Genomic DNA, 15,052 nt, shown 5'->3' with positions numbered 1-15,052 from the left:
CTGCCCGGCACCGCCCTGCCCGGCACCGCCCTGCCCGGCCCGGCCCGACTTGCGGCAAGTTGCGCCCAAACCACAGCTCGAAAGCCCAACTTGCCGCAAGTCGCGCGGCACGCGCTCGGGCCGTCAGGACGGGGCGGGCTAGCACGGCCAGGCCAGCACGGGCGGGCCGGAGCGGGCGGGGCCGCAGGGACGCCTATAGCACAATCGGCGATGGCTGGGGGAGTTATCCACAGGGGACGGCCGAGACCCTGCCGGCGGTTGTCCACAGGGGCTGCCGAGGCGGCCGTACGACGCGCAGGCTTCTTTCATGCCAGCTCAAGCACACCGACCGGGGGCCCTGGCGTGGCAGGTCTTCCGCGGCTCGGAGGCCGTCCGCCAGGGCCTACTCACCACGCATCAGCTTCGCAGTTCCGCCTGGGCTCGATTACGATGGGACATTTACGCCGATGCCCGGCTCGATCGCGATCACGAATTGGCCTGCCGCGCCGTGGCGTTGCAACTGCCGGTCGCGGCAGCCTTCGCCGGCCCGTCGGCGGCGTACCTGCACGGGGTCGAGCACGCCGCAAGCTTCGCCGACAAGGTGCACGTGCTCGTGCCGGCGCCAGCCGGGCTGCGCAGTCAACCTGGCCTGCAAGTGCACACGATGTCGGAGGAGCCTTGGCTCCCGGGCATCGGCACGGGCACGCTCCGCCGCACCGACCCGGCCCGGGCAGCATGGGAGAGCGCCGTCTGGCTGGAGCCGACCCGCGCGATCGCCATCATCGACACCCTGCTCGGCCGGGGACTCACCACACGAGCGGCTCTCGCCCAGTTCGCGGCCCTGCACGATGGCCGTCCCGGGATACGCCGGGCGAGCTGGCTGTTCGATCTGGCTGAGCCGGCGGCCGAGTCGCCGGCCGAGTCACAGCTGCGCATCCGCCTGGTGCTGGCCGGTCTGCCTCGACCGGTGGTTCAGCATCCGGTGCAGGTGTGCGGCGGTCTGATCCTGCATCCGGACCTCGCCTGGCCAGCCGTCCGCGTGGCGGTGGAGTACGACGGGCACTGGCATTCGGACCGCGAGCAGCTGCATCGGGACCGCCAGCGACTCAACCGTCTCGTCGGTGCCGGCTGGCTGGTACTGCACGTGACCAGTCGCCGTCTCCACCAGGACTTCCCGGGGATCGTCCGGGAAGTCCGCGCTGCGCTACTTGACCGGGGGTGGCACCGATGACAGCAGATGGCCGGGCTGAGGGTTCCAGCCCGGCCATCGTGCCTTCGATCAGCGGCGTGCTATCGGCGCGGCTTGACCGTCACCGCCGCGTACGCGTCGATGATGCCGTGCCCGTAGAAGCCGTTGAAGCTTCGCGAGCCGTCGCAGTAGGCGTCGAACTCGGCCGGCCGGCCTTCGTTGGCGTAGCTGAACAGCCGCGGCTCCGGGCAGGCCCGCTCGGCAGCGGTCCGCAGGAGCTGCTGCTCGACCCGGTCGGGTGCCATGCCGTAGCCACTGCGGCCCTGCTTCTTGCCGTAGCGGCTCACGATGAGCGCGGCCACCCCGGAGGCGTGCGGTGCCGCCATCGAGGTGCCCTGGAGGTAGGTGTAGTACCCGCACTCCCCGTTGCGCTTGCAGTCCTTGAACACGAAGGTCTCGGCGCCGGGCACGATGTTGCCGTCCTCGTCGACCGCCCCCTCCTCCTGGAGGACCTTCTTCGGGTAGGTGGAAAGGATCATGTTGGCGTCGGTACGGAACGTGTCCGTGCCGAAGCCGTCCCGGTACCAGCCACCGGGAGCGGCGACAGCGGTCTGCTCGGTGCCGTAGTTGGAGAAGTCGGACTTCTTGCCCGACGGGCCGACCGAGGAGACGCTGATGACGTGCGGCCCTTCGGTGGGCAGGTCCCAGCAGCTGTCGTTGTCGATCTCGCGCGGATAGGGCGCGACGTCACCGTAGTTAGGGCTGGAGACGTCGGTTCGGGGGTCGCCCAGATCCTCGTGGTTGTTGCCGAGCGCGCCGACCAGGGTGACGCCCCGGTTGTGGGCGAAGGTCAGCGCCCGCTTCATCGCCCGGATGGTGGCCCGCTGCGCCGCCTGCGCCTCCGGCGAGTCGGCCGGGTTCGCGGTGCAGTTGTAGAGCCACGGGTCGACGTAGAAGGACATGTTGACCACGTCGAGCCCCGACCTGCCCGCGTGCAGCAGGGCGTTGACCACGGGGTTGAGGAAGAAGTAGCCGGAGTCCTGGCCACCCTTGAGGTTGACCAGAGACACCTTCGGCGCGACACCGGAGAGACCGAAGCCGTTGGCGGCAGCGCCGATGGTGCCGGCGACGTGCGTACCGTGGCCGCCGTCGTCGGTGCCGACCGGGTCGAGGCAGCTCGCCACCTCGCACTCACCGTCGATCTCGGGGATGTCGGGGGCAAAGTTGCGCGACAGCGCCCAGTCGAAGTTGGGGGCGATGTCGGGGTGACCGGCGTCCACGCCGGTGTCAAGGACGCCGACCGTCACCCGGCGGTCGCCGGGCTCCACCTTGCGCGCCTTGTCGGCCCGGATCATCTCCAGACCCCAGAGCTTGTCGTCCAGCGGGTCCATCTTCTTGCCCCGCTGCTTACCGGTGCCCTTGGCGGCCGCGGCGGCCAGCAGGTGTTCCTGCTCGACCCGGTCAAGGCGCGGTTTGCGCCCGATGGCCTTCTCCTCGGCCGCGCCGATCAGGGCGGCGGCGGAGGTCGCCTTCGTCGCGAAGTCGGCCCGGTCGGTCGTCACCTGGTAGACACCGACCTCGTCGCTGCGGGACACCACGGTCCCGCCCGCCGACCGGATCGCGGCCAGCGCCGCGTCGGTGGAGACGCCGTCCTCGGCGACCACGGTGAAGGTCCGCAGGTCCGCCGGCTCGGCGCTGGCGGGCACTCCCAGACCTGTGACCGTGAGTGTCAGCGCCGTCGCGGTTGCGACGGCACCGACGGTGAAGCGCTTGCTCACCACATCGGATCCTCTCGTTGAGGGACGTGGCGTCATCAGACATCAACGCGTGAGGTTTCGCCAGAGCAGCGCCGGATTAACGGCGGAAGATCCGCTTCGCCGGAAAGATCGGCCAGCACGCTGGGCAGCTCGGTCAGGGTCGTGACCACGGCATCCGGCACCACATCGGCCGGCAACCGCTCGCCTCGGCGGTTCAGCCACACGGCCCGCAGGCCCGCCTGCTGTGCTCCGACCACGTCATGGGCCGGGTTGTCGCCTCATGTACCACCTGAGCCGGATCGACTCCGGCGGCAGCGCACACCGCCGCGTAGAAATCCGGGGCCGGTTTCTTCGGCACTCCGTCGCAGTGCGCGTACACCTCGAAGGCGAACTCGCCGACGAGGCCGCAGCGTTCGACGCGGCTGTTGCCGTTGGTGGCGAAGCCCAGCGTCCATCGTTGACGCAGAGCCGCCAGCGCCGGCAGCGTGTCGGCGAACGGCCGGGTCAGCGCGAAGCGGCGGGCGAAGAAGATGGCGCTGATCTCGTCCAGGTGGGCACGGAGACCCGCCCGGTCCAGGGACCGGGCCAGGGCGGCACGCCGGATCTCGGCCACTGGCGCGGCGGCCAGGTCGCCGAGGACCGCGCCCCAGTCCGATTCCAGGTCGGCGAGCGTGACGCCGGCCGCGACCGGGGTCAACCGCCGCATCTGTGCCAGCACGGCTTCCAGCCCTGCGGTGACGGCCGGACGCAGATCGATCAGGGTTTCGTCGGCATCGAACACCACCGTGCTCAGCATGCCGTTCAGCATGTCACCGCAGGGCGGGCTCCGTCGCCTTCAGCGGAGCCGGCTGGACGGGGATCCGCAGCTCGTCGAGGCGGACGAGCGCCACACCTGCGACGATCAGCAGTCCGCCGAACAGTTGCACCACCGTCGGCAGCTCTCCCAGGACCAGCCAGGCGATCAGGACCGCGAACATCACCTCGGTCAGCCCGACGAAGGAGGCCATCCGGGAGCCAAGCGCCCGCACCGCGGCGATCCCCACCAGGTAGGCGACCACTGCGGCCACCAGCGTCAGACCGGCGATCGGCACCAGCCAACTGGTCTGCGTGCCGGCGAACTGCACGGTGTCGAAGGTGGCCCGCAACGGCAACGCGCCACTCAGGCCGAGCAGCAACAGCACGCCGGCGCCGGCGGCCATCCCGCCACTGGCCATGACCGTCGACGGCAGGGCCGGGTCGACCCGGCCGGCGAGCACGAAGTATCCGGCCAGCCCGACCGCCGCACCGAGTCCCCAGAGGACGCCGACCACGTCGAGCCGGCCCGTCCCGGTCACGTCGAGCACGAAGACCAGCCCGACCATGGCCGCCACCGAACCGGCGACGGTCAGCCGCCGGGGACGCTGGCCCTGCACCAGCCAGGTCCAACCGACGACGAGAATGATGCCGAGGTATTCCAGCAGCAACGCGACGCCGACCGGCAGGTACCGTACGGCGTTGAAGAAGCACGCCTGCGCGACCGCGACCCCGAGCAGCCCGAAGACGCCGATCGAGGCGAGGTTGCGGCGCAACACCGGCCACCGCCCCCGCAGGACGAGCACGGCGGGCACCATCAGGATCAGGGCGGCGACGCCGACCCGGGCGATGACGACCGCCTCGGCCGACCAGCCGGCGTCGATCAGGGATCGGGCGAAGGTGCCCGAGGTGGCGAAGGTGATCGCGGAGAGCAGCGCCAGCGCGAGACCGGTACCTGCGGCGGGCGGTTGACGCATGGGGCTCTCCTTGGCACGACTGCCCGCCATGGGCAAAATAGGTTACGCCGATGACGCTAGGTCGAGCCGCGACAGGAGTCAAGTTGCTTTTCGCCCATGACACTGAGTGCTCCCTGATCGCCGCCGCAGCGCTTGTCAACACCGGCGGATCCAGCGGAGAGGGCCTCCCGGATGTCGCCGCCCTGGACGCCTTCTTCACCAGTCACTCCTACAGCGGCCGGCACGAGCACACCGACACCGAGCTACGAGCGGTACGCGCCCTGCGCCCCCGTCTCCGCCGGATCTGGTACGCCGAGGTGGACGAGATCGTGTCGATCGTCAACGCCCTGCTCCGCGAGCACCGCGCGCTGCCCCAGCTCATCACGCACGACACTGAGCCCTACCATCTGCACGCCGTGCCCCGGGACGCCCCGCTCGCCGCCCGAATCGCGGTCGAGGCGGCGATGGCCGTCGCAGACGTGGTACGCGGCGGCGAACTGCGCCGGCTACGCATCTGCGAGCACCCCGACTGCGACAACGTGCTGGTCGACCTCTCCAAGAACCGCTCCCGCCGATTCTGTGAGGCCGGCTGCGGCAACCGGGCCGCCGTCAGCGCCTACCGGGCGCGCCGGGCCGCCGCCCGCTCCTGACCTCCGACGCGTGAGCGCGACGCTTGTCAGCGGGCACGGCCGGCCATCAGCCAGCGGGTCACCACCACCCGGAGCAGCACGTAGCGGCCGTCCGGGCCGTCAACCGTGACGTCCCAACCGTCGTACCGGCGACGAAGCGCCTCGACCACGTCGGGCGGGAAGGGCTGGCGGACGATGCTCGCCTCGCCCTCCGCGACGACCGGCGCATCTCCGTCGGGCAGCGCCAGCGACACCCGGGGGTCGGCAGCGATGTTGTGAACCTTCCGATTGCGCTCACCGGAGCCGATCCACCACTCGCCCTCGACATAGTGGAACCAGACCGGCGTCAGATGCGGCGAGCCGTCCGGCCGCAGCGTGCAGATCCACACGACCCGCTCCCGCGCCAGCCGCTCCAACACCTCCGCGCCGGGCGAGGTGGTCACGTCCGGCGCGGCGGTGCCGCGACGAAAACCCGCCAGGCGTACGCCTCAAAGCTCAGCACCGGCCCAGCCGGATCCTTACTGTCCCGCACCCCTACCACCCGAAGACTGGTCGCCACCTCAACACACTGGTCGCTGGAACCGCTGCGGCTACTCTTACGCCACTGCGCACCGATCAGTTCCACGACTCCGCGATCCCCTTCAGCAGTTCCGTCGACTCCTGCGGCGGCAACGCCGCGCCGAGAGTAGCCTCCCAGACCCGTTGGAGCATCGACAGATCCGATGCCTGATCCAGTTCTCGGCCACCGATTTGACCACCGAGATACGCGACATCGGTCCCGTCGCGGAACCTGGCGAGGATGAACGGACCATTGAGACCCGGGTACTCATCGGCCGACAGCGGCACAACGTGCAGTCGAACCGAGGGATGGTCGGTGCCGATTGTGATCAGATGTTCCGTCTGGTCGAGCATCACCTTCCGACCACCGACTCGCCGCCGCAGCGCAGACTCGTCGAGCACGAACACCGCTCGCGGCGGATGTTCCTGACATAGGACAGCCTGGCTAGCCATACGGTCGGCCAGGCGCTCCTCGCGCTCGACACGGCTCAGCGAGTCATCAGCCTCGAAGATCGCGCGGGCGTAGGGCTCGGTCTGGAGCAGACCCGGCACCCGCACCGGTTCGAACCATCGCAGCGCCTGCGCCTCTTCGAGGATGGCGCGCCAGCCGCGTAACCAGACCTGGGCTTTGTCGAGGGCTACCAGGTCGGTGAGCATGCGACCGAAGATGCCGCCGGTGTCGAGGGCCTTGTCCACCAGGTCCAGATACTTCGGGGTGGGTGGCTGCTGGCCCAGTTCGACCGCGCTGACCATCGACGGCGAGTAGTTGACGGCCTTGGCCAACTCTTCCTGACTCCATCCCTGTCGGACCCGCGCCCGACGCAGCTCCGCAACCAGGAACGCCGCCGCCGTCAGCTGCCCACCCGCCATCTCCAACCGCCCTCCAACAACCGGTCGATCGACTCCAGCGCCACGCCACCGGCAACCCGGCCACCGGCAGTGGCTCTCGGACAGCAGGCACAAACACTTCCGAGCGTAGGGGCGTCCTCAGCAGACTGTGAAGCGCGACGCTCGCCGCTCATCCCCCGAGTGCGGCGTCGAGGTGGGACCGTCCGCTCCCCCGGCCGGGCGGTCCCACCGCCGGGGCGATGACGTAAGCGGTTCAGCTCGACAGGAAGGCAGCCCCATGTCCCGGACTACGCCCGCTACCGCCCGGACCGCACCCCGAGGCGCCCCGGAACGCTGCGCCGACCGAACTCGAACCGCGCTCCGGAGCGCTCCCTGGGCCGGACCTCGCGCCGCGTTCGGGGCTGCTCGTCCCCCGGACGCTGGTGGCCGAGGATGACGGCCCCTGGCGTGTCACGCCGGGCACACCTGCCGTTGCGGCCGCTCTGGCTCTGCCGGGTCTGCGCCGCACCGTGGCCCTGCGCCGCCGCACGGCTCGATCTTGTCACCGAGTACGCCCACGACCGGGTCGCGCTCAGCATCTACCTCTGCGCGGTGCTGCACGAGGCTGCCGCCGATCTGTACCGACTGAACCCGCAGGACGGTCCGGATCCAGCGGCGCTCTTCGCCCGCTTCCTCGCCTGGGTGCCCAGGCATCGAATGGCAGATGACTGATCGACTCCGGTTGCGGCATCTTGCGGCCATCAGCCCCCCGGATGGGCCGAGATGCCGCAACCGGAGTCGATCAAGCCAGCCCGACCGGCAGGCGAGGGCGCAGACCGACGGGCGGGCGCGGGCGGGCGGGCCTGGGCGGGCGCGAGCCGACCGGCGGGCGCGGGTCGGCGGGGCCAGGTCAGGGGTGGGTCATGCGGAGCAGGTCGAGCGCCTCCTCCAACTGGGTCTCCGAGAGTTTGCCGGAGTCGAGATGGCCCCGCGAGATCACCACCTCCTTGATGGAGATCTGCTTCGCCAGCGCCTCCTTGGCGATCGAGGCGGCCTCGTCGTAGCCGAGGTGGCGGTTGAGCGGTGTGACGATCGACGGCGAGCCCTCGGCGTACGACAGGCAGACCTCGGCGTCCGCGACCAGGCCGACCACGCACCGGTCGGCGAGCAGGCGGCTCGACGCGGCGATCAGCCGGATCGACTCCAGGATGTTGCGACCCATCACCGGCAGCATGACGTTCAGCTCGAAGTCGCCCTGCGAGCCGGCGAAGGCCACGGTCGCGTCGTTGCCTACCACCTGCGCGCAGACCTGCCGGACGGCCTCGCAGACCACCGGGTTGACCTTGCCCGGCATGATCGACGACCCCGGCTGAAGGTCCGGAATGCGCAGTTCACGCAGGCCGGCACGCGGGCCGGAGCCCATCCAGCGGATGTCGTTGGCGATCTTGTAGAGCCCGACCGCGGCGGTACGCAGCTGCCCCGACGTCTCGACCAGGGCGTCCCGGGCGCCCTGCGCCTCGAAATGGTTGCGCGCCTCGGTCAACGGCAACCCGGTCGAGGCGCGCAGCTTCTCGATCACCCGGGCGGCGAAACCGAGCGGCGTGTTGATGCCGGTGCCGACCGCCGTACCGCCCAGCGGCAGCTCGGCCAGCCGGGGCAACGCGGCCTCCAAGCGTTCGATGCCGTAGCGGACCTGGGCGGCGTACCCGCCGAACTCCTGCCCGAGCGTCACCGGGGTGGCGTCCATCAGGTGCGTACGCCCGGCCTTCACGACGGTCTCGAACTCCGACGCCTTCGCCTCCAGCGCGGCGGCCAGGTGGTTCAGCGCCGGCAGCAGATCCCGTACGACGGCCTCGGTGGCCGCCAGATGGATGGATGAGGGGAAGACGTCGTTGCTGGACTGCGAGGCGTTGACGTCGTCGTTGGGATGAACGCTGCTGCCCAGTTCCCGCCCGGCCAGGGTGGCGATCACCTCGTTGGTGTTCATGTTCGACGAGGTACCGGAGCCGGTCTGGAACACGTCCACCGGGAACTGGTCGTCGTACCCGCCGTCGGCCACATGCGCCGCGGCGGCGGCGATCGCGGCGGCCACGTTCGCGTCGATCACCCCCAGGTCGCCGTTGACCTCTGCCGCCGCCCCCTTGATCTGAGCCAGCGCCCGGATCTGGGCCGGCTCGATGCCTCGGCCGGAGATCGGGAAGTTCTGCACCGCCCGCTGCGTCTGTGCCCGCCACAGCGCCTCGGCGGGCACCTCCACCTCGCCCATCGAGTCGCGTTCGATCCGGTAGCCCGTCGCCTCTGGAGTCGTCACGCATACCATCCTGCCGCGCACCGCGACGACGTGCAGATGTTCGCCCCAGCCGCGCGATTCCGGATGAGCCACCGAGCCGGCCGGGAGCCAGCTTCCACCCGAAAGTCTGGCGCCTCCCAGGCAGTGACGCTCTTAAGATCGTCGAGATCTCGCCACTCCGCTCAGGAGGTTTGCACGTTGCATGACAACGGGGGTACCACCGGCGTGCGCACCGCACGCCAGTGGCGCGCACCGCGCCGATTCCTCGTCACCGGGGCGGCCGCCCTGCTGACCGCACCACTCGCCGTGCTCGGCACCACCACGCCGGCAACCGCCGGCGTGACCAGATTCGAACGCGCGACGAGCATCAGCTACACCGACGCCAAGCAGCCCTCCGTCGCTTTTCCGGTCGGCACCACCGACGAGGTGCCGGTCGGTACCTGGAAATCCGACGAGGGCAACCACACCTCCCGGGCGTACTTCACCTTCGACCTCACGCCGTATCAGGGCAAGGACGTCATTCGGGCCGGTGGGGTCATCGGCGAATCGTCGGCGACCGACTGCGAGAAGCCTCGCAAGATCGAGATCTGGCGTACCGACACGCCGGCACAGCCCCCGACCTGGAAGACCGCACCGCAGGTGCACGAGCGCGCCGGTGACGTCTTCGATTCCCCCGCCTGCCCGGCCAGCTACCTGGAACTCGACCTCACCGAGACGCTGCGCCAGGCGGTTGCCGACGGGCAGGACAAGCTCACCCTGATGGCCCGGGTCGCCGGGCACCACGAGAAGAACAAGCGCTTCAGCCGGTGGCTCACCCCATTGGGCATCTCGATCGAGGCGAACGCCGCACCCGACGTACCCAGCGCGCTGACCGTCGAAGGTCGGACCTGCGCGGACGGCCGTCTGATCGGCACCACCAGGCCGGTACTCAGCGCCGAGATCACCGACCCGGACAAGGTCGACGGTTTTGCCGGCGATCAGGTGACCGCGACCTTCGCCTGGTGGCCGGTCGATCGGCCCACCGAGCGCACCGAGTGGACGTCCTACCACTACTACGCACCGACCCGCTTCACCTACACGGTGCCGGAGGGTGCGTTTGTCAACGGCGGTACGTACGCCTTCTCGGTGCGCGCCGCCGACCAGCACGCCAACTCCGACTGGTCACCGGAGTGCCGGTTCACCGTCGACACGGTCCGGCCGCCGGCCCCGACGGTGACCTCCACCGACTACCCGTCCGGGTGGAATCCGCCAGGTCACGGCGGCCCGGGCATCCCCGGCACCTTCCACTTCACCGCGCCGGGCGCGGACGACATCGCCGGCTACTACTACGGCGAGAGCGGACCGATCTCCTACGTGGCCGCCGACGAGTCGGGGGCCGCCACCATCAGCCACGCGCCGACGCGCACCTACAGCAACCGGCTGTACGTGCAGGCCGCCGACCGGACCGGCAACCGCTCGGCACAGACGACGTACGAGTTCACGGTGCGCGACACCGCCCCCCGGATCACCGACGGAAATCCGGACGGCGCGATCGGCGAGCCCCGCGAGCTGACGTTCACGCCCGGCATGGAGGACGTTATCGAGTACACCTACCGGCTCAACGACGGCGAGCCGGTCACCGTACCGGCGGGAGCGGACGGCACGGCCACCGCGACGATCACTCCCCGCAAGTCCGGCTCGAACCGGATCACCGTGACCAGTCGAACCTCCGGCGGGCTGCCCAGCGGCGAGGGGCAGTTCAACTTCTACCTGGCGACCGAGCCCACCGTCTCCTCGGAGCAGTACCCGATCGGAGGCGGCGAAGGCGCCCTCGTCGGTACCCCCGGTACGTTCGTCTTCCGTCCCGGCATGCCCGGCGTGACCGAGTACGTCTGGTCGGTGGCCGGCGGACCGGAGCAGACGGTCGCCGCCGAGGCGGACGGGACGGCGAGCGTGACCTTCGCCTCCACCTTCGGCGGGTTCCACTGGATGGAGGTCTACAGTCGGACCGCCGACGGCACCGTCTCGGGAACCGCCTCCGTGTACTTCGAAGCAACGTCGTGGGCACCGACGATCGAGTCGGTGGACTACCCCGTCTACCAGGAGAGCGGCGGACCGGGAGTCGCCGGTGAGTTCACCTTCCGCCCGGCCCGCGACGGCGTGACCGGTTACGTCTACACCTTCGAGGGCGAGGAGGAGCGGACGGTCGAGGCGGGCGCCGACGGAGTTGCCACGATCAGCTGGACGCCGCAGTCCTACCCCGCCGACAGGTCCGGCTGGGTGCGGCTGACCGTACGCGCCACGATGGGCTCGATGGTCTCGGACGGGACCGAGCACTCCTTCATACTCAACCGGCTGGCCCCGACCGTGAGCAGCTCGGACTACCCGCCCACCGGCGGGGGCGGCCCAGGCGTTCCGGGCGAGTTCACGCTTACCGCGCAGATGCCCGGCAGCACCGAGTTCGTCTACCGGTACAACGGGGAGGAGCAGACGGTCGTCGCCGGAGCCGACGGCACCGCGACGATCACGTTGACCCCGCAGTACGACGGCAGCAACTACCTGTACGTGTCGAGCAGGACCGCGTCGGGCATCACGTCCGGCGAGGACTACTACTACTTCAACGTCAACTACCCGGGCTGAGGTCCGGAACGACGAGGGGCGTCGGGCTTCCGCCCGGCGCCCCTCGTCATGTCGGTGCGGTCAGCGGCGACCGATGGTGAGGACCGGCTTCGTGACCTCGGCGAAGAAGTCGTTGCCCTTGTCGTCGACCACGATGAAGGCGGGGAAGTCCTCCACCTCGATCTTCCAGACCGCCTCCATGCCCAACTCGGCGTACTCCAGGACCTCGACGTGCTTGATGCAGTCCTGGGCGAGCCGGGCCGCGGGACCGCCGATCGAGCCGAGGTAGAACCCGCCGTGCTGCTCGCAGGAGCGGGTGACCTGCGCCGACCGGTTGCCCTTGGCGAGCATCACCATCGAGCCGCCGGCAGCCTGGAACTTTGCCACGTACGCGTCCATCCGGCCGGCCGTGGTCGGGCCGAACGAGCCGGAGGCGTAGCCCTCCGGGGTCTTCGCCGGCCCGGCGTAGTAGACGGCGTGATCGCGCAGGTACTGCGGCATCGGCTTACCCGCGTCCAGCCGCTCGGCGATCTTCGCGTGAGCGATGTCCCGGGCCACCACCAGCGGACCGCTCAACGACAGCCGGGTCTTCACCGGGTACTTGGACAGTTCGGCGCGGATCTCGTCCATCGGCCGGTTGAGGTCGACGCGTACCACCTCGGTCGCGTCCAGCTGCGCCTCGGTGACCTCGGGCAGGAAGCGGGCCGGGTCGGTTTCGAGTCGTTCCAGCCACACGCCCGACGGGGTGATCTTGGCCACCGCCTGCCGGTCGGCCGAGCAGGACACCGCGATCGCCACCGGGCAGGACGCGCCATGCCGGGGCAGCCGCACCACCCGCACGTCGTGGCAGAAGTAGCGCCCGCCGAACTGCGCGCCGATGCCGAAGTTGCGGGTCAACTCCAGCACCTCGGCCTCCAGCTCCAGGTCCCGGAAGCCGTGCGCGGTCATCGAGCCGGAGGTGGGCAGGGCGTCGAGGTACTTCGCGGAGGCGTACTTGGCGGTCTTCAGGGCGTACTCGGCGCTGGTGCCGCCGATCACCACGGCGAGGTGGTACGGCGGGCAGGCCGAGGTGCCGATCAGCCGCAGCTTCTCCTCCAGGAACTGCATCATCCGCGTCGGATTCAACAGCGCCTTGGTCTCCTGGTAGAGGTACGACTTGTTGGCCGAGCCGCCGCCCTTGGCCATGAAGAGGAACTTGTACGCGTCGGGGTGGCCGTCCGGGTCCTCCGCGTACAACTCGACCTGCGCGGGCAGGTTGCTGCCGGTGTTGCGCTCCTCCCACATGGTCAGCGGGGCGAGTTGCGAGTAGCGCAGGTTCAACCGGGTGTACGCCTGCCACACGCCCCGCGAGATCGCCTCGGCGTCGGTTCCGTCGGTGAGCACGTGCCGACCCCGCTTGCCCATCACGATCGCGGTGCCGGTGTCCTGGCACATCGGCAGCACCCCACCGGCGGCGATGTTGGCGTTGCGCAGCAGGTCAAGCGCGACGAACCGGTCGTTCGGGGAGGCCTCCGGGTCATTGATGATCGACCGAAGCTGGGCGAGGTGCGCGGGGCGCAGGAAATGCGCGATGTCGTGCATCGCCTCGGCGGTCAGCGCGGTCAGGGCGGCCGGTTCGACCGTCAGGAACCGGCGACCACCGGGGCCGTTGACCACGTCGACGCCCTCGTCGGTGACCAGGCGGTAGTCCGTCTGGTCCGGACCGGTCGGCAGCAGCGGGGCGTACGCAAAGTCGGCGGCGCTCACGACGGCACTCCGCTTCGCTCCGTGCCGCCGTGAGGCACCACCGCACCGGGCTGAAGATTCGCTCGCTGCCGCTCGCTCATGACGGCACTCCGCTTCGCTCCGTGCCGCCGTGAGGCACCACCGCACCGGGCCGATGATTCGCTCGCTGCCGCTCGCTCATGACGGCAAAGCCTAGGGCAGAAGGTTCGGTCCGTCCCACCCGCCGGGGGGCGCGATCATTTACCGGGGTCAGGGGCGGCGCACTGCTCGTTCTTCGGACCGCAACTGTCCTGGGGCTGCGGCGCCGCGCCGCTGCCGGCGGGCCCGGGGCCCGCCCCGTCGGCCTCGCCCGGCGTGCCGCCGGCCGTCGCGCCGAACCGGACGTACCCGATCTCCCGGCCCTCCCCGATGACCATGCCGGCGGGCCCCACGGCGAGGGCGTTCGCCGAGGTACGTAGCACGGCCAGTTCCCGCCCGCTGCGCGGATCGAGCGCGACCAGCCGGTTGGGCTTCTCGTCGGCGACGATCGCCGCGTACGGGGTGAGAGCCGCGCCCGCCTTCTTCCCTGCCGGCCGGCTCCACCGGGTCCGCCCGGCACCGAGTTCGCGGGCGGAGACGGCGTCGCCGTCGGCGGCACGCACCAGCGCGTACCGGTCGTCGACGGCGAGCACCCGTTCGGCGTTGGCGGTGACCAGCAACAGCCGCCCGTCGTACCCGTCCAGGACCGCCTCCCGGCCGTCCGGCGAAACGCCGAGCACCACGTTCCGGGCACCGTACGGGTCCTCCCGCTGCACGCAACCGGCGCTGTCGGCGGTGCGGAGGTTGAGCCCCGACTGCTGCCACGCCTCCTGCCCGGTGGCCGAGTCCCGACCGGAGATGGTGTAGTAGCAGCTGCCGTCCTGCGACCGGGCGGTGATACGCAGCAGGCGCCCGCCGATCACGGCGAGCCGCTCCTCCCGGCCGGGTTCGACGTTCTGCAGCACCCGGCCGGTGGCGGTGTCCACCACGTGTACCCGGCCGTCGACCGGGAAGCCGAGCAGCGGCGGTACCGCCTCCGGGCCGGCCACCTCGCCGTCGATCCGGTTGCTGGTGAGCCGTCGGCTGTCGAGCAGATTCGGGTTGTCGGCGAGCAGTCCGGTACTGACCCCGGGCAGGAAGGCGGTCCACAGCGGAACGGTGCCGCGCGGGTCCCAGGCACTCAACGTGCAGTCGGTGGCCGCCACGCAACGGGCGTCCAGCAGCAGGTTGCGGTACGTCCAGACGGCCACCGCGTCATCGTCGCGGCGGCGGGTCACGCCCGTGGTGGGGTCGAGCACTTCGTACCCCTTGACCAGCAGCTTGCCCACGACGACGACGGCTTCCTGCCCGGCGCCGGTGACCGCGCTCCAGTCGGCCTTGCGCTCCCAGAGCTGCGTGCCGGCGGCCAGGCTGCGGGCCTCCACCCGGGTGCGCTGCTCGATCACGACGCTCTCCCCGGCGATGGTGACGCTGCGCGGGGTGCCGCCGATCCGTTGCTGCCAGACCACGTCCGGCTGGGAGATCGGCTGGGGCCGGTTCACCCAGTCCCACATGGTGGGGAACGGGTTCCAGACTCCGGTAGCGGCGAGCACCACCACCGTGATCAGGCCGAGCAGCAGCCAGCTACGTACGCCGAGGCCGCTCCCCTTCGCCACCGGGACACGGTAGCCATCCGTGCTCACCACCGCCCGCACCGCCCCGCGTGTCGCGTCGGAAAGATCGCGTTGGCGGCA

12 protein-coding genes and 1 pseudogene are annotated in these 15,052 nt (G+C 70.4%); 4 read left to right on the top strand and 9 right to left on the bottom strand.

Features of this window, described 5'->3' with window-relative positions; all coding sequences use genetic code 11:
- Positions 1 to 487: 487 nt before the first annotated feature.
- A complete protein-coding gene (locus AB0J93_RS04315) occupies positions 488 to 1,210 on the top strand; it encodes a DUF559 domain-containing protein (protein ID WP_363918038.1) in 723 nt (240 codons plus the stop codon).
- Positions 1,211 to 1,269: 59 nt separating this feature from the next.
- Here AB0J93_RS04315 and AB0J93_RS04310 read toward each other — a convergent pair whose 3' ends face one another.
- From AB0J93_RS04310 to AB0J93_RS04300, 3 genes and pseudogenes are all read right to left on the bottom strand, one after another.
- Positions 1,270 to 2,946 carry a S8 family serine peptidase gene (locus AB0J93_RS04310; RefSeq protein WP_363918036.1) on the bottom strand — a complete coding sequence of 559 codons (1,677 nt, stop codon included), beginning with the start codon at positions 2,944 to 2,946 and terminating at the stop codon, positions 1,270 to 1,272.
- Between the two features lie 35 nt (positions 2,947 to 2,981).
- Positions 2,982 to 3,721, bottom strand: a pseudogene (locus AB0J93_RS04305) (HAD family hydrolase).
- A 13-nt stretch (positions 3,722 to 3,734) separates the two neighbouring features.
- Positions 3,735 to 4,694, bottom strand: a complete 960-nt coding sequence (locus AB0J93_RS04300) for an EamA family transporter (protein WP_363918034.1) — start codon at positions 4,692 to 4,694, stop codon at positions 3,735 to 3,737.
- A gap of 83 nt (positions 4,695 to 4,777) precedes the next feature.
- Here AB0J93_RS04300 and AB0J93_RS04295 point away from each other — a divergent pair, with 83 nt between their 5' ends.
- Positions 4,778 to 5,323, top strand: a complete 546-nt coding sequence (locus tag AB0J93_RS04295; protein WP_363918550.1) for a CGNR zinc finger domain-containing protein — start codon at positions 4,778 to 4,780, stop codon at positions 5,321 to 5,323.
- Between the two features lie 26 nt (positions 5,324 to 5,349).
- Here AB0J93_RS04295 and AB0J93_RS04290 read toward each other — a convergent pair whose 3' ends face one another.
- From AB0J93_RS04290 to AB0J93_RS04280, 3 genes are read right to left on the bottom strand one after another with little or no spacing between them, the layout of a single operon-like run.
- Positions 5,350 to 5,745 carry a pyridoxamine 5'-phosphate oxidase family protein gene (locus AB0J93_RS04290; RefSeq protein WP_363918032.1) on the bottom strand — a complete coding sequence of 132 codons (396 nt, stop codon included), beginning with the start codon at positions 5,743 to 5,745 and terminating at the stop codon, positions 5,350 to 5,352.
- Positions 5,742 to 5,927 carry a DUF397 domain-containing protein gene (locus AB0J93_RS04285; protein WP_363918030.1) on the bottom strand — a complete coding sequence of 62 codons (186 nt, stop codon included), beginning with the start codon at positions 5,925 to 5,927 and terminating at the stop codon, positions 5,742 to 5,744. The genes AB0J93_RS04290 and AB0J93_RS04285 overlap by 4 nt, the downstream gene beginning before the upstream one ends.
- On the bottom strand, positions 5,918 to 6,730 hold the full coding sequence (locus AB0J93_RS04280) for a helix-turn-helix transcriptional regulator (RefSeq protein WP_363918548.1): 813 nt from the start codon (positions 6,728 to 6,730) through the stop codon (positions 5,918 to 5,920). Before AB0J93_RS04280 ends, AB0J93_RS04285 begins: the two co-directional genes overlap by 10 nt.
- 411 nt (positions 6,731 to 7,141) lie before the next feature.
- Here AB0J93_RS04280 and AB0J93_RS04275 point away from each other — a divergent pair, with 411 nt between their 5' ends.
- Positions 7,142 to 7,420: a hypothetical protein gene (locus AB0J93_RS04275; RefSeq protein WP_363918028.1), complete on the top strand. Its 279-nt coding sequence runs from the start codon at positions 7,142 to 7,144 to the stop codon at positions 7,418 to 7,420.
- A 178-nt stretch (positions 7,421 to 7,598) separates the two neighbouring features.
- Here AB0J93_RS04275 and AB0J93_RS04270 read toward each other — a convergent pair whose 3' ends face one another.
- Entirely contained in the window at positions 7,599 to 9,008 is a 1,410-nt protein-coding gene (locus AB0J93_RS04270; RefSeq protein ID WP_363918026.1) for a class II fumarate hydratase, read from the bottom strand.
- 195 nt (positions 9,009 to 9,203) lie between these two features.
- Here AB0J93_RS04270 and AB0J93_RS04265 point away from each other — a divergent pair, with 195 nt between their 5' ends.
- Positions 9,204 to 11,597, top strand: a complete 2,394-nt coding sequence (locus AB0J93_RS04265) for a hypothetical protein (RefSeq protein ID WP_363918024.1) — start codon at positions 9,204 to 9,206, stop codon at positions 11,595 to 11,597.
- A gap of 60 nt (positions 11,598 to 11,657) precedes the next feature.
- Here AB0J93_RS04265 and AB0J93_RS04260 read toward each other — a convergent pair whose 3' ends face one another.
- Together AB0J93_RS04260 and AB0J93_RS04255 are read right to left on the bottom strand one after the other, a co-directional pair.
- Positions 11,658 to 13,322 carry a fumarate hydratase gene (locus AB0J93_RS04260; protein WP_363918022.1) on the bottom strand — a complete coding sequence of 555 codons (1,665 nt, stop codon included), beginning with the start codon at positions 13,320 to 13,322 and terminating at the stop codon, positions 11,658 to 11,660.
- Between the two features lie 215 nt (positions 13,323 to 13,537).
- On the bottom strand, positions 13,538 to 14,974 hold the full coding sequence (locus tag AB0J93_RS04255; protein WP_363918020.1) for a PQQ-binding-like beta-propeller repeat protein: 1,437 nt from the start codon (positions 14,972 to 14,974) through the stop codon (positions 13,538 to 13,540).
- Positions 14,975 to 15,052: the final 78 nt, after the last annotated feature.

It is taken from the genome of Micromonospora sp. NPDC049374 (assembly GCF_040677165.1).
Lineage (GTDB): Bacteria > Actinomycetota > Actinomycetes > Mycobacteriales > Micromonosporaceae > Micromonospora.
The sequence above is the reverse complement of the archived record's forward strand: the minus strand, read 5'-3'. Positions and strand labels throughout refer to the sequence as shown.